Here is an 18,963-nt window from a genome sequence, read left to right on the forward strand (position 1 = left end):
CTCTCAGCGACAGGATGCTTCATGGCTCAATTTATTCCAGTAGAACCATTTGAACTCGTTATTTTCGGCGGCACAGGCGACCTGACCCGCAGAAAACTCCTGCCTGCACTGTTTCACAGATATCTCGACGATCAGATAACCGACGACTCACGCATAATCGGCTGTGCGCGATCTGAAATGTCCAGAGAAGCCTATGCCGAGATGGCAAGAGAAGCCTGCATTGCCGCGACCTCCGACTCGGACTGGACGGATGATGCCTGGGATTCCTTCGCGAAACTGCTCGACTATCAGCAACTCGATATTTCCGCGCCCAAAAAGGAATGGAAACCGCTCCGTTCGAAACTGAGCCTCGATGATCGCGCCTGTATCTACTATCTGGCAACCGCCCCTGCCCTTTACGTACAGATTTGCGCCTCTCTCAAAAAAGCCGAGATGGTCACCTCTGCGTCGCGGGTTGTCCTCGAAAAACCGATCGGTCGCGATTTCGATTCAGCTGCCAAAATCAATGATGGCGTGTGCGCCGTTTTCGACGAGAGTCAAATTTTCCGAATAGATCACTATCTCGGCAAGGAAACTGTTCAGAACCTGATGGTTCTTCGATTTTCAAACACACTTTTCGAACCGGTTTGGTCCCGTCACCACATCGACCACGTCCAGATTACGGTTGCCGAAAACCTGGGGCTCGAAGGACGCGCAGGATACTATGACAAATCCGGCGCTCTGCGCGACATGGTTCAGAATCACATTCTGCAGCTGCTTTGCCTGATTGCCATGGAGCCACCGAATTCCATGGACGCCGATGAAATTCGTACAGAGAAGATCAAAGTTCTAAGAGCTCTTGTACGATTTGACGAAGAGCGCGCGCGAACACACACCGTTCGCGGCCAGTACGCTGAAGGTCTAGTGAACGGCACACCCGTTCCAGGCTATCTCGATGACCTCGGCGAGCCGAATTCATCTACAGAGACCTTCGTCGCCATCAAAGCCGAGATTGATAACTGGCGTTGGGCCGGCATTCCCTTCTACCTTCGAACCGGCAAGCGGATGAAACGTCGTACGTCTGAGATCGTCATTCAATTCAAAAACGTCGCTCACTCGATCTTTGGATCGAACGGCGAGGATGCGAACAAGCTCGTCATCAAGCTTCAGCCCGACGAAGCGGTCCGACTGTTTCTCCATATCAAAGAACCTGGGCCGGGTGGGCTACGCATAAAATCACTGCCCCTCAACCTGTCCTATGCTGAGAACTTCACAGTTCGGTATCCTGACGCATATGAACGTCTGCTAATGGATGTGGTCAGGGGCAACCTGGCGCTCTTCATGCGCAGAGACGAGGTCGAAGCAGCCTGGCGCTGGGTAGATGATCTCATCGCCGCCTGGGAAGGTGTTGATAAAAAGCCTGACGATTACACAGCAGGATCTGACGGTCCGGTGTCCTCAGCGATGCTGTTAGACCGTGATGGACGGTCCTGGTGGCAGGGGCAAAGCAAGTAATGGCCTTCCACGCCTTCAAGAACAAAACCGAAGCGTTTTCTTTCGCTTCGAAACTTTGCGCGGATGCGATCAGTAAAACGATCGAAGCTAACGCCCACGCATCCATGCTCCTCTCAGGCGGCACAACACCTGCTCCGCTTTACGAGCGCCTCAGTCACGAAGCTCTGAGTTGGTCACGGGTTGATGTCGGACTGGTCGATGAGCGCTGGGTGGAGCCCGACGATCAAGCGTCAAATGAGCGTCTGGTTCGAACGCATTTTCTTCAAAACAATGCGTCGGCTGCGTCTTTTGTGCCCATGAAAATACCATCCCTGAACGCGAAAAATGCTGAGCAGGACGTCGATGCCATGTACAAGCCTTTTGCAAAACCGAGCGTCGCCATCATTGGCATGGGACCCGATGGTCACACCGCGAGCTGGTTTCCGGAATCCAAGGGACTTGATGAAGCAATGAACTCATCGACGTCGAAGCGCGTTCAAGCCATTGATGCTACCAACTGTGCAGTCGCAGGCGCGCATACCTCCAGAATGACGGTGACGATGCCGGTTCTGGCTAATGCAGACGCTGTTTTACTGCTGATCAGTGGTGATCAGAAGCGGGCCGTTTTGCAGAAGCAGTGCAGTTTGCCGATCCACAAACTTTTCACGGAACGTGATGATCAAATCGAAACGGTATGGATACCATGACGACACTTCATCCTGTTATAGAACGCGTCACAGAACGCATCCGCACCCGTTCTGCAGAAAGTCGCTCTATTTATCTCAATCTGATCCGCGATCAAAAACCGGAATCCTTTGCGCGCAAGCGCCTATCTGAAGGCAATCAGGCGCATGCGAGTGCTGGATGCGCAGTTATGGACAAAGTTCAACTCCTGGGAGCGAGTTGGCCGAATATCGGAATTGTGACTGCGTATAATGACATGTTGTCCGCGCACCAGCCCTACGAAACATACCCTCAGGTTATACGACAGGCTGCACGTGACGTTCAGGCCACCGCTCAGGTAGCAGGCGGCGTTCCCGCAATGTGTGACGGCGTCACCCAAGGGCAGGACGGTATGGAGCTTTCCCTATTCTCACGCGATGTCATCGCAATGGCGGCCGGAATCGCTCTTTCTCATGATACGTTCGATGCCGCGATGTATCTGGGTGTCTGTGACAAAATCGTGCCCGGTCTTGTCATCGCCGCACTGCGTTTTGGCTGGCTTCCTGCTGTATTTGTACCCGCTGGTCCGATGCCATCAGGACTCCCAAATCCAGAAAAAGCACGGATCCGACAGGAGTTTGCTCAGGGAAAAGTCGGGCGGGACGAACTCTTACGCGCCGAATCGGAAAGCTATCACGCGCCCGGCACATGCACATTCTACGGAACAGCGAATTCCAACCAGATGGTCATGGAAATGATGGGCCTTCATCTACCGGGATCTGCTTTTGTGCCACCCGGCACCGGCCTTCGTGAAGCGCTTACCAAAGAAGCAACCAGGAAAGCTGCTTCACTAACCATCGCCGGCGAATATTTGCCAGTGGGCGAGATGATTGACGAGCGGTCGATCGTGAATGCGGTGGTTGGCCTCATGGCAACAGGAGGATCAACCAATCTGGTCCTTCATCTTGTGGCGATGGCAGCGGCTTGCGGCGTGGACCTCACGCCAGAAGATATGGCCGAAATTTCTCACGCGACCCCCCTCCTCTGCCGTATCTACCCCAATAGTGCCGCGGACGTGAACCATTTCCATGCGGCTGGCGGCATGGGTTTTCTAATCCGCGAGCTCATCAAGGGTGGCCTGATACACGCAGAGGCACAAACGATCACCGGCACGCTGGCAGATCAGAGCAAAGAGCCGTTTCTTGCGGCTGACGGACAGATCGATTGGCAGGAACCGCCCGCTGAATCTGGCGAAGAAGACATTCTACGCCCAATCGATAACCCGTTCCAGAAAGATGGCGGTCTACGCCTTATCGAAGGTGGTTTGGGCGAAAGCGTTTCTAAAGTGTCGGCGGTAAAGCCAGAACACCGTGTCGTCGAAGCTGACATACGCGTTTTCGACGATCAGGAAAGCGTTAAAACAGCTTATAAGAATGGCGAGTTGAACAAGGATGTTATCGTCGTGGTTCGGTTCCAGGGACCCGGCGCAAACGGTATGCCAGAGCTACACTCTCTCACACCGATACTGGGATCGTTGCAGGACCAGGGATTCAAGGTCGCACTCGTTACCGATGGTCGTATGTCAGGTGCGAGCGGAAAAATCCCAAACGCGATCCATCTCTCACCTGAAGCTGCGAGAGGCGGCCCAATTGCCCGTTTGAGAGACGGTGACCGCGTTAGGCTGGACACAGAACAAGGTTCGCTTGATTTGTTGAAAACCGGCGATGTATTCGAAGATCGGGAGCCAGCCGTTTTCCGCCCTAACCTTCATTCTGTCGGCCTCGGACGCGAAATGTTTGGACCAATGCGCCATGAAGCGAGTGACGCGTCCAAAGGTGCCACCTTTTTCACATTTCCAGGGATGCAGAAAGCATGAATTCAGAACAGGTACTTGTTGGCGATGTAGGTGGTACGAATGTTCGTCTCGCACTGGCATCACGCATCAAAGGGAAGATCGAGCTGAGTGATATAGAGATTTTCTCAGATCCGAACCTGCCAAGTTTTGATGAAGTCGTCGGACGATATATCGAACAAACACAAGCGACAATTTCACAGGCCCTTTTTGCACTCGCAGGCCCCATTGAGGCCGATGGCTCAATAAAACTGACGAACCGCGCCTGGCCAAAAATCATTCCAGAAAATATTGCAAGTCGTTTTGGCCTGAAAAGCGTGCGGATCGTAAATGATTTTGCAGCCATGGCGCGCGGCGTTCCCGAACTCCCGGACTCTGAATTTTCCGATATCATTGAAAGCAATCTCGTTCCGGAAGGTCCGATTCTCGTGACTGGGCCTGGGACAGGCTTCGGCATCTCGACCCTGCTGGAGCGAACTGAAGGCTGGGAAGTGCTGACAGGCGAAGGTGGACACGCTGCATTTGCCCCACGCACGCAGCGAGAGTTCGACATCATGTCGACCATCACAGATACAAACGGTTATGTCTCAAATGAAATGATCGTCTCCGGCTACTGGCTGAACGCTGTCTACAAAGCGATTTGCCAACTTCATGGCATTGCGCCTGAAGAGCTTTCTGCTTCAGACATTATCCAGAAAGCTGACCAGAACGATGACATCTGCATTGAAGTGCTTCAGTTCAGAGCACGTGCGGTGATGGGGGCAATCGGAGACGCGGCGCTAATATCAGGCGCCAAACGCGGCGTTGTACTGACGGGCGGCGTCGCGAAACGCATCATACCGTGGCTCCGATCAACATCCGCGATTGCGCGTTTTCACGAGCGCGGACCGATGACCCCTTACTTGCGGCACACACCTGTCAAAGTCCTGCTCAACGGAGAAGCACCACTGATCGGCGCCGCGGCACTGCAATTTGAAACGGATGCTGCAGCATGACCGCCATTTCCCCCGCGACAATCGAACGAATGGAAGCGTGCTGCATCATTCCGGTCATCACCATTCACAACGTCAAACACGCTGTTCCATTAGCGAAAGCGCTCATTGCAGGCGGAGTCGATGTACTGGAAGTCACGCTTCGAACCGACTGCGCTCTGGATGCCATACAAGAGATGAAACAAGCAAAACTTGATGCCCTGATCGGTGCTGGCACCATCACGACCGAGGCACAAGTAAACTCCGCCGCAAATGCGGGCGCAGAATTCCTGGTTACACCGGGTACACCTGCGTCCCTGCTGCCTGCCCTTATGGCTTTTGATGGCGCTGTTTTCCCCGGCTGTTCAACGGTCTCGGAATCTCTGGCGCTGAGATCTGCTGGATTTTCCGTTCAAAAATTCTTTCCTGCAGAACCAGCAGGCGGAAGCAAATTCTTGAAGGCGTTGGGCGGTCCTGTCCCGGATGTGCACTTCATGCCAACCGGCGGCATCAGCATGGGCAATGCCAGACAGTATCTGGACCTACCAAATGTAATCGCGGTTGGCGGCTCATGGATCGTGCCGAATGAACTCATTGAGAACGGAGAATGGGACGTGATCGCCTTGCTGGCGAAAGAATCACGTGAAGAGCTTCAATCTGACTGAGAAGCGCCAACTGCCACAATATTTAAAGAAAAGTGGTGCGGATGAAGGGACTCGAACCCCCACGCCTCTCGGCGCCAGAACCTAAATCTGGTGCGTCTACCAGTTTCGCCACATCCGCACTTTGAAGCTCAGCCTTTTGCAAGGTTTCGAAAGAAGATGCAAGCCGCAATCAGAGCGCGGCCTGCAGTTTCCTTTGATTCCAGCGGTCCAGAAAATCTGGCAGAACATCCAGATATGTGAGTGGACTTTCGATGCACAGCGAACGACGCACTTCATCAAGCGGTCGCGCAAACAAGTCGACAACGTCGACAGATGGCAGGAAAGCTGCGCGTTTTCCGGCTGCTTTCGCACTCCAAATAACTTTCATTGCCTGTGGAAATCCAAGATCCTTTCGATCGGCGCGCGCGCCAAGATAAGCAATGAACATCAGGCCCGGATTCCTGGATTGCGAATACGAAAAAGCTAATAACGCAAGTTCCCCTAAACCGTCACGACCATACCCCGTCAGGACATGCCAGAGGTCATGCATGTCGCGAAGGCGGCGACTGTACCATGCAAGGTCATCGTTCGGGTTATCAGGCTGATAATTCTCGATCTTGCCATTTTCGTCCACCAACCCCTGAGCGGAAAGTCCTTCCGACGTCACGAACGTTAAATACGCACACCCAAATGATCCGGCTGGCAATTGGCGAAGGAATGCATGGTCATCCAGTATCCCCGCCAACTCTTCGCGCCTTTCAAAAAGCCCCCTCCCTGACGCCGTTTCCAGAAACCGACCGAAGCTTCGCTCGACCGATCGTCCCGCGAGCGCATTGATAATTTCAAATGCCTGCTTTGTATCTTCGCCATCTTTCAGAAGAAGATCCATCGCATGGAATGCCTTCTTCCAATTTCGGCGGCGGTGTCGAACGTCCGGCATCGTCACGTTAACGCCATTCAATTCCAAGGACTGAAGCATGCCTCATTCCCTCCCTGCTTTTATTTTGTGATCAAATCATAAGCGATTTTCTCCAAAAAATACAGCCTGAACGATTTCGTTATCATTCAGCACGAATTGCTGCACACCTCGTTTCAAAAGACCCGGACCCTCTTTTTCTCGTCAAACGTGAGACCCGAATTTCTTCGCCATTCCGGCCGAATTGGACCTGCCTATTATTTGTCTCACAGCGCACATTTTTTGTGCGCCAAAAATTATTCAGATCGGAGACGCATTCCTCCCCCTTACGAGCAGAGGCTGGAATGGTAGGCCACAAAGGATATGTGTTCGGGAGAATGACTGCGGAATGAAAAAAATAGAAGCCGTGATCAAGCCTTTCAAACTGGATGAGGTAAAGGATGCCCTCCAGGAACTGGGCCTGCACGGGATGACCGTTATTGAAGCGAAAGGCTTTGGCCGTCAGCGGGGACACACGGAACTTTACCGCGGTGCTGAGTATGTTGTCGATTTTCTGCCGAAGCTGAAAATTGAGATCATTGTCCCAGACGGTCTCGTCGAAGAAGCGGTGAAGGCCATCACCGAAACCGCACGCACAGGCAAAATCGGTGACGGAAAGATCTTCCTGTCAGATGTTTCCGACGTAGTGCGCATTCGTACAGGTGAACGCGGCGAAACCGCTGTTTAAATTCTAGAGTTAACCCAAAATTGGAGGGAAAATAGTGTCCGACGAAGTAATGAAAATGATCAAGGACCAGGACGTACAGTTCGTGGACCTGCGTTTTACAGACGTCCGGGGCAAGCTGCAGCACGTCACCTTCACGGCTGACGCGGTTGATGCAGACATGTTCGAAGATGGCACCATGTTCGATGGTTCTTCGATCGCAGGCTGGAAAGCCATCAACGAGTCCGACATGGTCCTGAAACCAGATGCGTCGACGGCAAAGCTCGACCCATTTTTCCAGCAGACCACCATGACGGTAAAATGCGACATCCTGAATCCGGGCACAATGGATGCGTACAACCGTGACCCTCGCATGACAGCGAAGAAAGCTGAAACGTACCTGAAGTCGACAGGCATCGGCGACACAGCTTACTTCGGTCCAGAGCCAGAATTCTTCGTTTTCGACGATGTTCGCTGGTCAGTTGAGCCGCACAAAACCGGCTATGAGTTCGATTCCGCTGAACTTCCGGTCAACACGGCCAAAGAATATGAAATGGGCAATATGGGTCACCGCCCAGGTCCAAAAGGTGGTTACTTCCCTGTTCCTCCTGTCGACTCTGAACAAGACATGCGTTCTGAAATGCTGTCTGTCATGAAAGAGATGGGCATGAAGCCAGAGAAACAGCACCACGAAGTTGCGCCTGCTCAGCACGAACTCGGCATGGTTTTCGGTACACTTCTGGAAATGGCTGACCGCGTCCAAGACTACAAGTATGTGGTTCACAACGTAGCTGCGTCTTACGGCAAGTCTGCGACCTTCATGCCGAAACCAATGTACAAAGACAACGGCTCTGGCATGCACGTTCACCAGTCTATCTGGAAAGACGGTGGACCGACGTTTGCTGGCGACGGCTATGCTGACCTGTCTGAAACCTGCCTGTATTACATTGGCGGTATCATCAAGCACGCGAAAGCCCTGAATGCTCTGACAAACCCACTGACGAACTCTTACAAGCGTCTCGTCCCAGGTTATGAAGCGCCAGTCATGCTCGCTTATTCTGCACGCAACCGCTCTGCTTCTATCCGTATTCCTTACGGCTCATCGCCGAAAGCGAAACGTATCGAAACACGCTTCCCAGATCCAGGTGCGAACCCTTACCTCGCGTTTGCTGGTCTCCTCATGGCCGGTCTCGACGGCATTCAGAACAAGATCCACCCTGGCGACGCTATGGACAAGGACCTCTACGACCTGCCAGCTGAAGAAGCGAAAGCTATTCCGCAGGTGTGCGGCTCACTCCGTGAAGCCCTGGCAAGCCTCGATGCTGATCGTGAGTTCCTCAAAGCTGGTAACGTCTTCGATGACGACCAGATCGACGGTTACATCGACCTGAAGATGGAAGAAGTCATGAACTTCGAGCTCCACCCTCACCCAGTCGAATTCGAGATGTACTACAAAGTTTAATCGCGATACCGACAATAGACCAGAAGCCGCCGCTCCCACGGAGCGGCGGTTTTCTTTTTGTTTGCTCTTCTGTGTCAGACATGTGGGCACGTTTAAGGAGACCAACCACATGCTTCGTTTCGGGTTTCTGTCCCTTGTCAGTCTTTTCTCGCTGACCGCATTTGCTCAAGATGTTCTTGTCGCGGAACAGACACCGGACACACTGGCATGCCAGATCTTTCGCGACCGAAGCGATTGGTATGAAGCCGCTAAGGAGACTGAAATCCGGTGGGGTCTGACGCCTGAACATCAATTAGCGCTGTTTGCCGAAGAATGGGCACTGGACGGCGAAAGGCTTCCTCCAAAATGGCGCCCGACATTCACGCTTCCCGCGAAAGGAACGCCAGGTCTCCCGGCCGGATTCTTCGAAGCGACCTGGCAGAACTACAAAGCCGAAACCGGCCAAGCGGGGGCTTCACCCAACGAATTCGCAGATTTGTCAGACTTTATGGGATGGTATTTCGCGCGAACATCGAACCGAACTCAGCTATCCCCGTTTGACTCGCTCGGTGTCTATTATGTCTGGAAACTGGGCCCGCGAGGCTACGCGACGGGTGCCTGGCAATCGAATATGTGGATCGCACAGCGCGCCAATCGGTATGCAGAACGCGTTCGTCTCTTTCGTCGCGATCTAGAAGACTGTGGCCCCAAAAAAACAGTAAGATGGTTTTCGATTCCGGACTTCAATAGTCCTTTCCCGCAAGTCTCATCAGACGGCGAACTTGAAAAGCTAAATAGCAAGCCAGGATTCTCGGGAACGATCGTCCGACCGAAAGGCTAAGTCCGCTTCTATTAAACCCTGCTCTTTCCTGCGTTACTCCACAAAGAAATGTACAGGAAGAGGCAGCAGTCCGCATGAAGTCTGTTATTGACAGACAGCTCATAGGTGATTGTGCCGACTCAGGTAAAATAAGCGCATGTCAGATTTGTCTACCGCACGCAAAGAAGAACCAGAAAGCTACTCCGCCAAGGACATTGAAGTTCTCGAGGGGTTGGAACCTGTCCGTCGTCGTCCCGGCATGTATATTGGCGGAACGGATGAACGTGCACTCCATCACCTGTTCGCCGAAGTGCTCGACAACTCAATGGACGAAGCCGTCGCAGGTCATGCGAACTGGATCGAAGTCTCGCTGTCGACTGACGGTTATCTCCGTGTGACGGACAATGGTCGCGGTATTCCAATCGACCCACACCCAAAAATGCCGGACAAATCGGCTCTAGAAGTCATTATGACGACTTTGCATGCAGGCGGTAAGTTCTCATCGAAAGCTTATGAAACGGCAGGCGGCCTGCACGGCGTTGGCATTTCTGTTGTCAACGCATTGTCGGAGAGAGTTGAAGTCGAGGTCGCGCGTAACAAGAAACTGTATCGCCAATGCTTCGAACGTGGGTTTTCCAAAGGCCCGCTCGAGGAAGTTGGTTCGGCCAGCAACCGCCGCGGCACGAGCGTTCGCTTCAAGCCCGATCCTTTGATCTTCGGCGAGAAAGCGACCTTCAAACCGAAGCGTCTTTTCCAGATGGCGAAATCGAAAGCCTATCTGCAAAGCGGCGTCGAAATTCGCTGGAAATGTGACCCTGCCCTACTTCCTCCTGATGACAGCGTCCCAGCCGAGATGGTGCTGCACTATCCAAACGGCCTTGCTGATCAACTCCAGGAATGGACATCAAGCAAATCACTGGTGACCGACAACCCGTTCACCGGAAAGGTCGACTCCGGAAAGTCAGGAAAGGTTGAATGGGCTATCTGCTGGACTGGTCAGGGTTTCGGTGAGTTCGATAGCCAGGTTCGCTCGTTCTGTAATACCATTCCGACACCGGAAGGTGGCACGCATGAAAGCGGACTGCGCTCTGCACTAACAAAAAGCCTTCGCGCGTATGGCGACCTGAAGGGCGTGAAGAAGATCGCTCAAATCACCGCTGAAGACGTGATGGGCACATCTGGCACGCTTCTCTCGGTTTTCATTCCCGACCCGGAATTTCAGGGACAGACAAAGGACAAGCTCTCTACCGCGGCCGCTTTTCGACTTGTGGAAAATGCAGTTCGAGACCGTTTCGATCACTGGCTTGCCGCTTCTCCCAAGGAGGCCGACAAGCTGGTCGAGTGGGTCATCTCGCAATCTGATGACCGTTTGCGCCGACGCAAAGAACGCGAAGTCTCCCGACAATCAGCGACACGCAAGCTGCGTCTTCCCGGAAAACTTGCCGATTGCTCAAGCAATTCCCCCGAAGGAACAGAGATTTTTCTTGTCGAGGGCGATTCGGCCGGCGGTTCCGCCAAGCAGGCGCGCAACCGCGCGACGCAAGCCATATTGCCGCTCCGCGGTAAAATCCTGAACGTAGCAAATGCGAGCTCAGACAAGCTGGCGAAAAACCAGGAATTATCAGACCTGTCACTGGCGCTCGGGTGCGGTCTCGGCAAGAAATTCGACCTGTCTCAACTTAGATATGGCCGCGTCATCATTATGACCGACGCTGATGTCGACGGAGCGCATATTGCATCGCTCCTCATCACCTTCTTTTTCCGGCAGATGCCGAAGCTGGTTGAGGCTGGCCGACTGTATCTCGCAATGCCACCGCTCTATCGTATCAGCGCTGGCGGCAAGACAGTTTACGCAATGGATGACGCACACAAGGCGGAGATTCTTGAAACGGAATTCAAAAACCGGAAAATTGAACTCGGCCGTTTCAAAGGTCTTGGTGAGATGATGCCTGCACAGCTCAAAGAAACCACCATGAATCCAGATACGCGGACGCTAGCCCGGATTACCTTACCTGATGATCCGAATGTTTCTCCGGCAGATCTGGTCGAGACATTGATGGGCCGGAAGGCTGAACTACGCTTCCGCTTCATTCAAGAAAACGCACAATTTGTAGAAGATCTGGATATCTGATAAAGAGTATCATCGGGACGGGATACTTTCACGAAGTTTCGCGTTTCATTTGACTCATATCAACTCTTCAGTATTTTCGCGGCGCATAGTATATGCGGCGCAGCATTTCATTTGCGCACCATCAATCATCGAACGGAATAAAGAGACTGCATGACCTTTGACGAGCTAGGACTGAGCGACGAGTTACTCGCTGCGGTAAAATCAGCCGGATACAGTGAACCGACGCCCATTCAGGCTCAGGCCATTCCGGCCATCCTGTCCATGCGAGACATAACTGGGATCGCACAAACAGGTACGGGCAAAACAGCGGCCTTCGTTCTTCCAATGATTGATCGTCTTGCGCAAGGGCGCTCGCGCGCCCGTATGCCGCGTACACTGATCCTCGAACCAACACGCGAGCTAGCTGCTCAGGTCGCTGAGAACTTCGAAAAATACGGCGTCAATCACAAGCTTTCCATGGCTCTTCTGATTGGTGGCGTGGCGTTTGGTGATCAGGATAAGGCTCTGATGCAGGGCGTCGACGTTCTGATCGCAACTCCAGGCCGACTCATCGACCAGTTTGAGCGCGGCAAACTTCTTCTGACTGGCGTGGAGATGCTCGTCATCGACGAAGCCGACCGCATGCTCGACATGGGCTTCATTCCGGACTTGGAAAAAATCTGCAAACTGCTTCCACCACGTCGCCAGACCTTGCTGTTTTCAGCAACGATGCCGCCAGAAATCACTCGGCTGGCCACGCAGTTTCAGACCGACTCCAAGCGTATTGAAGCGTCCCGTCCCGCTCAGACCGCAGACACAATTACGCAACATGTGGTCAAACTCGATCGTGGCGACGACAAAGCGAAGCGAACGGCGCTGCGTCGCGTCATAGAGAGCCGTGACATCAAGAACGGTATTATCTTCTGCAACCGTAAAGTCGAAGTCGATATTGTCGCGAAGTCTCTTTGCAAACATGGCCATGACGCGGCACCTATCCACGGTGATCTCTCGCAGGCGCACAGAACGGAAACACTCGAGAAATACCGCGCAGGCGACCTGAAGCTGCTGGTTGCGAGTGATGTCGCCGCGCGTGGCCTGGACGTTCCGGACGTCAGTCATGTTTTCAACTACGCGCCACCACCAAACTCCGATGACTATGTCCACCGGATTGGTCGAACAGGACGAGCAGGCCGAAAAGGTGAAGCCTTTACGATCGTTGGACCAAACGACGAAAAGCTGTGGGATGCCGTTCTGAAGCAGATCCAAAGCGACGTTCAGGAATATATGCCTGACGGACTCGAGGAAGAGCTTTCCGAATTGGAAGCCCCATCCTCTCGACGCGGCGGAAAACGCTCCGACAGCTCAAAAGGCTCTAAGTCCAGCCGTGAACCCAAGAACAAGCAACATGCAAGCGATGACAACTCATCATCGCGCGGCAGGGGCAAAAAAGGCAATCAGAACGAGTTACTTCCCCCTGCCCCAGCCGGCCCCGTTGTTGGCCTCGGAGATCACGTTCCAGCTTTTCTCCAGAGACCAATCTGATCGGCTTCTTACGGCTTTAGACGACCCGCAATCTGTTTACGAAGCGCTTCACCATATGGTGGGCGCATCATTGCCAGTATTTCCGATTTCGTCTGTGTATAAACGGCTTTCTTGTGCGAGAACTCAAGGAACCCGTCATGACCGTGATACGCCCCCATTCCTGACGGACCAATGCCGCCAAAAGGCAGATCCTCGGCCGCGTTGTGGAAAAGCACGTCATTGACAGTGACGCCTCCTGAGGTTGTTCCGTTCACAACGAAATCCCGTTCCGACGAATCTTCACCGAAATAATACACAGCCAATGGGCGATCGTGTCCGTTGACGTAATCAACGGCCTCGCTGGTGGACTTATAGGTTTTAACCGGCAGAAGCGGACCGAAAATTTCGTCCTGCATCACCGTCATATCGTCGGTCGGATTGAGGATCAGAGTGGGTGGAATTTTATGGTGTGGTTGCTGACTGAAATGTTCATCTGCCGGGTTGATCTCAACGATCTGTGCGCCCTTCGATTTCGCATCTTCCAGATATCCCTGAAGTCGATCAAAGTGACGCTGATTTACGACAGACGTGTAGTCGTCATTTTCCTTCAAAGTCGGATACATTTTCGCAACAGCGTTCTTGGCCTCACCGACAAACTCTTCGAGCCGATCTTCCGGCGCAAACACATAGTCGGGTGCCAGACAGATCTGCCCTGCATTCAGTGTTTTTCCCGCCATTACGCGTGCGGCTGTCTTCTTCATGTCGGCACTCTGTCCAATCACCACCGGTGACTTGCCCCCGAGCTCAAGCGTAAGCGGCACCAGGTTCTCAGCAGCGGATCGCATCACATGGTATGCAATCGATGTTGCGCCCGTGAACAACAAATGATCGAAAGCAAGCTTCGTGAAGGCTGCGCCTTCTTCAGGGCCGCCGGTTACAACAGCAACTTCTGTAGGATCGAATGTTTTCGACAGAATCTCTTTCATCACCTCCGAAGTCACCGGCGTATACTCTGAAGGCTTGATCATACACCGATTGCCGGCGGCAAAGATGTTGGCAAGCGGAACGAAGGTCAGATTCACCGGAAAATTCCAAGGAGAAACAACGCCTACGACGCCTTTCGGTTGATACTCAACACGCGCTTTTGCGCCAAACCAGCCGAGCGGTGAAATAGGTTTCCGCTTGTCTGCTTTCATCCATTTCCGGACGTGCTTTTTGGAATGTTTCAACGACTCGATCGACGCAGAAATATCCGTGACCATCGACTGATCCCTTGACCGGTGTCCGAAATCCTCGCTCATGGCATCGGCGAGCCGATCTTTGTTCGTGATGAGCGCTGAGATCGTTCGATCAATCCAGTCTATTCGTCGCTCTGCTGTCGGAATACCGTCCTTCAAATGCGCAGCTTTTTGGGCGGCCAACAAGTTATTCATCTCTGTGACGGCGTTTGTTTCTTCAACCATGGTCAATTTTTCCTCCCCGATTATTAATCATTTTCTTCAGGCAATTCGAATATGCAATCCGGATTTACGAATACCTTTACTTTTTTAGTCCCTTATAAGCCGAACCAAAACTATAAGAATTGCGAGTTCGGGTATGAATGTCGGGGATCTGAGCGGTGAGAAAGGTCGAAATAACGGCATTTTGGCCGTAAGTGATGTAATCGATCACAAGCTTCCGATCACACCACAGAACTACGAAATCTGGCTACATTACCAGCACAACTGGACACCAGGACTGCGAGAAGATCTCGACCAGGAACTTCAGGCACATGGCAGCATCGACGAACGCGCCACTGAGTCCCTCTACGAAAAATACTTCAGCCATTCACGCCTGAATAACGAGGTCGTGGAAACCGGCGCCCGACTGGCCGAAGAATTGGCAGGAGCGCTAGCCACCCTTCGGGCCGCTGGACAAAAGACGGAACTTTTCTCCGAAAATCTCGACGACGCCGCAAAAGCACTCGATACAGGACGGCTGGACAGCGGCCAGCTCATGTCTTTGATCACATCCCTATCGTCGGCTACAAAAGCAATGGCGCAGGAGAACGAAGAGCTGTCGAAGCGGCTCGAAACATCCTCAAGCGAAGTCGAAGAACTTCGCTTCCATTTGCAGAAAGTCCGCACTGAATCCCTGACAGACAGTCTGACGAATGTCGCCAATCGCAAGCATTTCGACGACACTCTTCGGTTCCGCGTAAATGAGGCTGAAAAGCTTGAGTATCCACTTGCACTTGCCATGTGCGATATCGACTTCTTCAAGCAATTCAATGACACTTGGGGACACCAGACGGGCGACCAGGTCATTCGTTTCGTCGCTGGCACGCTTCAAAAGATGTGTCTCAAAGACCATCTTGTTGCGAGATATGGCGGCGAAGAATTTGCGATCATAATGCCGCGCGTGACCGCTCACCAGGCCGTCGCAATGCTCGAGCGTATGCGCCGCGCGATTGAAGCAAAACAGCTGAAACGCAAGTCTACAGATGAGAATTTGGGCAGTGTAACAGTCTCTTTCGGCGTCGCCGACCTACAGCCAGGAAACTCTGTTTCAGAATTCCTGCGTCGAGCCGACATGATGCTTTACGAATCGAAGCGTGCAGGCCGCAACTGTGTAACAGCTGCTCAGGCGAAAACTCATATCGCGGCTTGACGCGAGGTCAGGACTTCCGGTTCCCCGAACATGCTCTAAAACAGTGTGTCAGGAGGAACGCTCATGTCTTTTACAAAAATCACTTATGAAGTTAAGGGGCCGGTTGCCGTCATAACATTGAATGACCCGGCAACCATGAACGCCGCAGGTCTCGACACAGCAAACGATCTGCTGCTTGCGTTCGAGAAGGCTTCGGATGATGCTCGCGCAACCATTTTGACCGGCAATGGCCGCGGCTTTTGCTCCGGCGCGAACCTGACATCTGCTGGTCCGGGCGGTGCGCCGAAATCAGAACGTAAATTCGATGCCGGAAGCGCGCTGGATTCGCACTACAACCCCCTGATCATGGCGATGAAGGAGCATCCGCATCCCATCATCACCGCCGTCAACGGCGCAGCTGCTGGCGTAGGCTGCTCAATTGCTCTGATGGGTGACCTCATCGTCGCCGCTGACAGTGCTTACTTCATGCAGGCCTTCCGACGCATTGGCCTGGTACCCGACGGTGGCTCAACATGGCTCCTGCCCCGTTTGATTGGCCGCGCACGCGCAATGGAAATGATGCTGCTTGGCGACAAGATACCCGCATCGAAAGCCCTTGATTGGGGCCTGATCAATCAGGTTGTGTCATCGGATGCACTGATGGACACGGCAATGACCATGGCAACAGAAATGGCCAATGGCCCTACTGTATCGCTCGCCATGATTCGTGAACTTGTCTGGGATAGCTCCGAACGAGATCTGGCTGAGCAAATGCACTTTGAGCGCGTAGCTCAACGAACGGCCGGCAGAACAGCTGACTTCGGCGAAGGCGTGAAAGCGTTCCTGGAGAAACGTCCAGCAGAGTTCAAAGGCGAATAGTTTCATCTTTGTTACCCCTCTGGCTATTTCGAATAGCCAGAGGGGTTATTGCATCTCATGTATAAGCCTGAATATTGCGAGTGATCGCTCACTTGCGTTCTTCTTGTTTGTGTGTTAGCTAATACTCAAGGAGAACAAACATGCAGCCTCAAGTCAGAACGAGAAACGCCAAACCGAAAATTGAACAGGCAGCCGTCGCTCTGTTTATCTCAGAAGGCATTGACGCTGCAACAACCCGGCAGATTGCCGAGAAAGCCGGTGTCTCTGAAGGTGCGCTCTACAGGCACTATAAAGGCAAGGATGAACTGGCCGAATCCCTTTTCATGTCCTTCCATCATCGCATGTCCACGCTTCTCATCGAAGCAGCATTGGCAGGCAATGACCTGAAAAGCAGAGTGCTGTCGATCGTTGATGCGTATTGCTCACTCGCTGATGAAGAATGGGACCTATGCTGCTACCACCTTCTCAATCTCAATCGCTTTCTGAAGCATGACGTCAAGCGCGAGGATGATCCTGTTTCTTTGACCGAGGCTCTTATCGCCGACCTCATCGATAACGGTCATATCCCGCAGGGCGATCCAGCTGTTCTGGCCGCCATGTGTCTGGGCGTCGTGTCCCAGGCCGGACAAAACAAGGCCTATAAGAGACTTACAGGGAAGCTGGGTGACCATCGAAACGCATTAGCTGCGGGTATTATTGCCATTCTGAAAACGCGCCCTGAGGATGTTCTTTGATGAGAGCGATCACATTCAACGCTGCCTATTGGCTCCTTTCAATTGGGTATGTGCTGGCAGCTCTTCCCTGTCTTACAATCCCGGGGGACAAGGCGGTGCGCTGGCTGATCCTTCAGTATACGAAGTCGATGCGTTGGGCACTGCGCACATTCGCTGGTATTCACCATGAAGTCCGTGGTCGGGAGCGCCTGCCTGAGGGGTCGTACGTACTTGCTGGCAAACACCAGAGTTGGGGAGACGGTTTTCTCGTTTACCCAGAGATTGAGAACATCGCGTTCGTCACGGGAGACCATCTCGAGAAATTTCCATTTGTGAAGGGCATTCTGCAAAAGCTTGGCGCGATTGTAATCGACACGTGCGGCGGCGGAGAGAAGAAAGCTGCATCCCTGGCAAATGGAACCCGACAAGCGGCTGAGGATGGACGACGTGTACTGATTTATCCTGAAGGACACCTCGCACCGGTCGATTATCACTTCCGTTACAAACCAGGGGTCTGGCATTTGGCGAAAGAAATGGGAGTTCCTATTATTCCTGTTGCCACCAATGTCGGTTTGTATTGGCCACAGCAGTCCTTCGAGAAAAACCCCGGCACAGCCATCATTGAGTTCCTGCCGCCGGTCTGGCCCGGCGAGGACAAAAAAGAAACCATGGCGCTGATCACGAAGATGGTGGAAGATAAGACAGCCGAGCTTGTCGCCGAAGGACGTGGCACGACCATCAGAAAGACCGAGCTTATCCCGGATCCGAGAAACGGAGAAGTCGCCGTGCCACCGGTTGAGAGGACCGTCTGATTAAACAGTCGCTGCCGGCGTGATGGTTACACTCTCGCCACAACCGCAGGCATCCGTCTGGTTTGGATTACGGAATACGAATTTGGCGTGCAGAGGCGTGATCTCATAGTCGATTTCCGACCCAAGCAGAAACAACACCGCCTTGGAATCCACGACGATGCGCACACCATTGTCTTCGACCACTTCGTCCAGTGGCTCCGGCGCATCAGCATATTCCATTACGTATTCCATGCCCGCGCAGCCACCATTTTTCACGCCAACGCGCAAATAGCCCTGCTCTTTTGCAGACATAATCTCGCTAACCCGGCTTGCAGCCGCATCTGTCAGCGTCACGAGTTTTGGTCTTGGTCGTCTAGCCATAATCTGAAACTGGCCCCTAAAAGACTGACATTCAAGCCGGAGCGGCCGAATATCAGAGCATGTTCAGCGCGAGACGCGCTTCGTCAGACATACGTGAGACATCCCATGGTGGGTCAAACACGAGGTCGACATTCACCTTGTTAATACCCTTCACTCGCTGGGCAGCAGATTGCACCCAACCCGGCATATCGCCGGCCACAGGACATCCCGGCGCTGTAAGCGTCATGTCGATCTGAACATTTCGATCATCATCGATATCGACACTGTAGATCAGACCGAGCTCATAGATATCGACAGGAATTTCCGGGTCGAACACAGTCTTGAACTCAGAAATGAGCTCATCGGTAATCCGGCTCAACTCATCTTCCGGAATCGCAGACGCAGCAGCAGGCTCAGCCTTCTCCTCAGGAGCGCTGAAATCGATCATGTCTCGATCTTCGGCTGTTTGTGACATCAG

Annotated in this window: 18 protein-coding genes and 1 tRNA gene; 14 read left to right on the forward strand and 5 right to left on the reverse strand. The window is 53.0% G+C overall.

The genetic code is table 11. From position 1 onward, the window contains the following. Positions 1-21: 21 nt before the first annotated feature. The 5 genes from zwf to eda are packed head-to-tail and all read left to right on the forward strand — an operon-like array spanning position 22 to position 5,624. Positions 22-1,494, forward strand: coding sequence for a glucose-6-phosphate dehydrogenase (zwf, locus tag ACFQDM_RS18165; RefSeq protein WP_377381787.1), 1,473 nt, complete (start codon positions 22-24; stop codon positions 1,492-1,494). Beyond that, positions 1,494-2,180 (forward strand): 6-phosphogluconolactonase, encoded by a 687-nt coding sequence (gene pgl / locus ACFQDM_RS18170; protein WP_377381789.1) that lies wholly within the window; start codon positions 1,494-1,496, stop codon positions 2,178-2,180. Before zwf ends, pgl begins: the two co-directional genes overlap by 1 nt. Next, complete coding sequence (gene edd / locus ACFQDM_RS18175) at positions 2,177-4,012, forward strand: phosphogluconate dehydratase (protein WP_377381792.1); 1,836 nt, start codon at positions 2,177-2,179, stop codon at positions 4,010-4,012. The genes pgl and edd overlap by 4 nt, the downstream gene beginning before the upstream one ends. After that, positions 4,009-4,983 (forward strand): glucokinase, encoded by a 975-nt coding sequence (locus ACFQDM_RS18180; RefSeq protein WP_377381795.1) that lies wholly within the window; start codon positions 4,009-4,011, stop codon positions 4,981-4,983. Before edd ends, ACFQDM_RS18180 begins: the two co-directional genes overlap by 4 nt. After that, positions 4,980-5,624, forward strand: coding sequence for a bifunctional 4-hydroxy-2-oxoglutarate aldolase/2-dehydro-3-deoxy-phosphogluconate aldolase (gene eda / locus ACFQDM_RS18185; protein ID WP_377381797.1), 645 nt, complete (start codon positions 4,980-4,982; stop codon positions 5,622-5,624). The genes ACFQDM_RS18180 and eda overlap by 4 nt, the downstream gene beginning before the upstream one ends. A 33-nt stretch (positions 5,625-5,657) precedes the next feature. Here eda and ACFQDM_RS18190 read toward each other — a convergent pair. After that, positions 5,658-5,742 (reverse strand) — tRNA-Leu (locus ACFQDM_RS18190). A 51-nt stretch (positions 5,743-5,793) separates the two neighbouring features. Continuing rightward, complete coding sequence (locus ACFQDM_RS18195; RefSeq protein WP_377381800.1) at positions 5,794-6,582, reverse strand: Coq4 family protein; 789 nt, start codon at positions 6,580-6,582, stop codon at positions 5,794-5,796. A gap of 325 nt (positions 6,583-6,907) precedes the next feature. On the opposite strand from ACFQDM_RS18195, the gene ACFQDM_RS18200 reads away from it, so the two are divergent. The 5 genes from ACFQDM_RS18200 to ACFQDM_RS18220 all read left to right on the forward strand — a co-directional run bounded on the left by ACFQDM_RS18200 (position 6,908) and on the right by ACFQDM_RS18220 (position 13,135). Beyond that, the gene (locus ACFQDM_RS18200; protein ID WP_377381803.1) at positions 6,908-7,246 is read left to right on the forward strand and encodes a P-II family nitrogen regulator; all 339 of its coding nucleotides are present in this window, start codon (positions 6,908-6,910) and stop codon (positions 7,244-7,246) included. A gap of 49 nt (positions 7,247-7,295) precedes the next feature. Continuing rightward, positions 7,296-8,684: a type I glutamate--ammonia ligase gene (gene glnA, locus ACFQDM_RS18205; protein WP_377382504.1), complete on the forward strand. Its 1,389-nt coding sequence runs from the start codon at positions 7,296-7,298 to the stop codon at positions 8,682-8,684. Positions 8,685-8,793: 109 nt separating this feature from the next. Further along, entirely contained in the window at positions 8,794-9,504 is a 711-nt protein-coding gene (locus ACFQDM_RS18210; protein ID WP_377381806.1) for a transglycosylase SLT domain-containing protein, read from the forward strand. A gap of 136 nt (positions 9,505-9,640) precedes the next feature. Then, a complete protein-coding gene (parE, locus tag ACFQDM_RS18215) occupies positions 9,641-11,614 on the forward strand; it encodes a DNA topoisomerase IV subunit B (RefSeq protein ID WP_377381809.1) in 1,974 nt (657 codons plus the stop codon). 150 nt (positions 11,615-11,764) lie between these two features. Next, positions 11,765-13,135, forward strand: coding sequence for a DEAD/DEAH box helicase (locus ACFQDM_RS18220; protein WP_377381812.1), 1,371 nt, complete (start codon positions 11,765-11,767; stop codon positions 13,133-13,135). 8 nt (positions 13,136-13,143) lie between these two features. Here the strand turns inward: ACFQDM_RS18220 and ACFQDM_RS18225 are convergent, their stop codons facing one another. Beyond that, positions 13,144-14,577, reverse strand: coding sequence for a coniferyl aldehyde dehydrogenase (locus tag ACFQDM_RS18225; RefSeq protein ID WP_377381815.1), 1,434 nt, complete (start codon positions 14,575-14,577; stop codon positions 13,144-13,146). Between the two features lie 133 nt (positions 14,578-14,710). On the opposite strand from ACFQDM_RS18225, the gene ACFQDM_RS18230 reads away from it, so the two are divergent. The 4 genes from ACFQDM_RS18230 to ACFQDM_RS18245 all read left to right on the forward strand — a co-directional run bounded on the left by ACFQDM_RS18230 (position 14,711) and on the right by ACFQDM_RS18245 (position 18,146). Further along, on the forward strand, positions 14,711-15,763 hold the full coding sequence (locus tag ACFQDM_RS18230) for a GGDEF domain-containing protein (protein ID WP_377381818.1): 1,053 nt from the start codon (positions 14,711-14,713) through the stop codon (positions 15,761-15,763). Between the two features lie 63 nt (positions 15,764-15,826). Beyond that, entirely contained in the window at positions 15,827-16,621 is a 795-nt protein-coding gene (locus ACFQDM_RS18235) for an enoyl-CoA hydratase/isomerase (protein ID WP_377381821.1), read from the forward strand. A gap of 140 nt (positions 16,622-16,761) precedes the next feature. After that, positions 16,762-17,355: a TetR/AcrR family transcriptional regulator gene (locus ACFQDM_RS18240; RefSeq protein WP_377381824.1), complete on the forward strand. Its 594-nt coding sequence runs from the start codon at positions 16,762-16,764 to the stop codon at positions 17,353-17,355. Then, complete coding sequence (locus ACFQDM_RS18245) at positions 17,355-18,146, forward strand: lysophospholipid acyltransferase family protein (protein WP_377381826.1); 792 nt, start codon at positions 17,355-17,357, stop codon at positions 18,144-18,146. The genes ACFQDM_RS18240 and ACFQDM_RS18245 overlap by 1 nt, the downstream gene beginning before the upstream one ends. Here the strand turns inward: ACFQDM_RS18245 and ACFQDM_RS18250 are convergent, their stop codons facing one another. Beyond that, positions 18,147-18,506: a HesB/IscA family protein gene (locus ACFQDM_RS18250; RefSeq protein WP_377381829.1), complete on the reverse strand. Its 360-nt coding sequence runs from the start codon at positions 18,504-18,506 to the stop codon at positions 18,147-18,149. A 52-nt stretch (positions 18,507-18,558) separates the two neighbouring features. Then, complete coding sequence (locus tag ACFQDM_RS18255; protein WP_377381832.1) at positions 18,559-18,960, reverse strand: SUF system Fe-S cluster assembly protein; 402 nt, start codon at positions 18,958-18,960, stop codon at positions 18,559-18,561. Positions 18,961-18,963: the final 3 nt, after the last annotated feature.

It is taken from the genome of Ponticaulis profundi (genome assembly GCF_042659465.1).
In the GTDB taxonomy this organism is placed as follows: Bacteria; Pseudomonadota; Alphaproteobacteria; order Caulobacterales; family Hyphomonadaceae; genus Ponticaulis; species Ponticaulis profundi.

Bases quoted from the DNA above. Each gene is read 5' to 3' on its own strand.
- zwf (WP_377381787.1), top strand. From the start codon at position 22: ATGGCTCAATTTATTCCAGTAGAACCATTTGAACTCGTTATTTTCGGC.
- pgl (WP_377381789.1), top strand. From the start codon at position 1,494: ATGGCCTTCCACGCCTTCAAGAACAAAACCGAAGCGTTTTCTTTCGCT.
- edd (WP_377381792.1), top strand. From the start codon at position 2,177: ATGACGACACTTCATCCTGTTATAGAACGCGTCACAGAACGCATCCGC.
- ACFQDM_RS18180 (WP_377381795.1), top strand. From the start codon at position 4,009: ATGAATTCAGAACAGGTACTTGTTGGCGATGTAGGTGGTACGAATGTT.
- eda (WP_377381797.1), top strand. From the start codon at position 4,980: ATGACCGCCATTTCCCCCGCGACAATCGAACGAATGGAAGCGTGCTGC.
- ACFQDM_RS18195 (WP_377381800.1), bottom strand. From the start codon at position 6,582: ATGCTTCAGTCCTTGGAATTGAATGGCGTTAACGTGACGATGCCGGAC.
- ACFQDM_RS18200 (WP_377381803.1), top strand. From the start codon at position 6,908: ATGAAAAAAATAGAAGCCGTGATCAAGCCTTTCAAACTGGATGAGGTA.
- glnA (WP_377382504.1), top strand. From the start codon at position 7,296: ATGAAAATGATCAAGGACCAGGACGTACAGTTCGTGGACCTGCGTTTT.
- ACFQDM_RS18210 (WP_377381806.1), top strand. From the start codon at position 8,794: ATGCTTCGTTTCGGGTTTCTGTCCCTTGTCAGTCTTTTCTCGCTGACC.
- parE (WP_377381809.1), top strand. From the start codon at position 9,641: ATGTCAGATTTGTCTACCGCACGCAAAGAAGAACCAGAAAGCTACTCC.
- ACFQDM_RS18220 (WP_377381812.1), top strand. From the start codon at position 11,765: ATGACCTTTGACGAGCTAGGACTGAGCGACGAGTTACTCGCTGCGGTA.
- ACFQDM_RS18225 (WP_377381815.1), bottom strand. From the start codon at position 14,577: ATGGTTGAAGAAACAAACGCCGTCACAGAGATGAATAACTTGTTGGCC.
- ACFQDM_RS18230 (WP_377381818.1), top strand. From the start codon at position 14,711: ATGAATGTCGGGGATCTGAGCGGTGAGAAAGGTCGAAATAACGGCATT.
- ACFQDM_RS18235 (WP_377381821.1), top strand. From the start codon at position 15,827: ATGTCTTTTACAAAAATCACTTATGAAGTTAAGGGGCCGGTTGCCGTC.
- ACFQDM_RS18240 (WP_377381824.1), top strand. From the start codon at position 16,762: ATGCAGCCTCAAGTCAGAACGAGAAACGCCAAACCGAAAATTGAACAG.
- ACFQDM_RS18245 (WP_377381826.1), top strand. From the start codon at position 17,355: ATGAGAGCGATCACATTCAACGCTGCCTATTGGCTCCTTTCAATTGGG.
- ACFQDM_RS18250 (WP_377381829.1), bottom strand. From the start codon at position 18,506: ATGGCTAGACGACCAAGACCAAAACTCGTGACGCTGACAGATGCGGCT.
- ACFQDM_RS18255 (WP_377381832.1), bottom strand. From the start codon at position 18,960: ATGTCACAAACAGCCGAAGATCGAGACATGATCGATTTCAGCGCTCCT.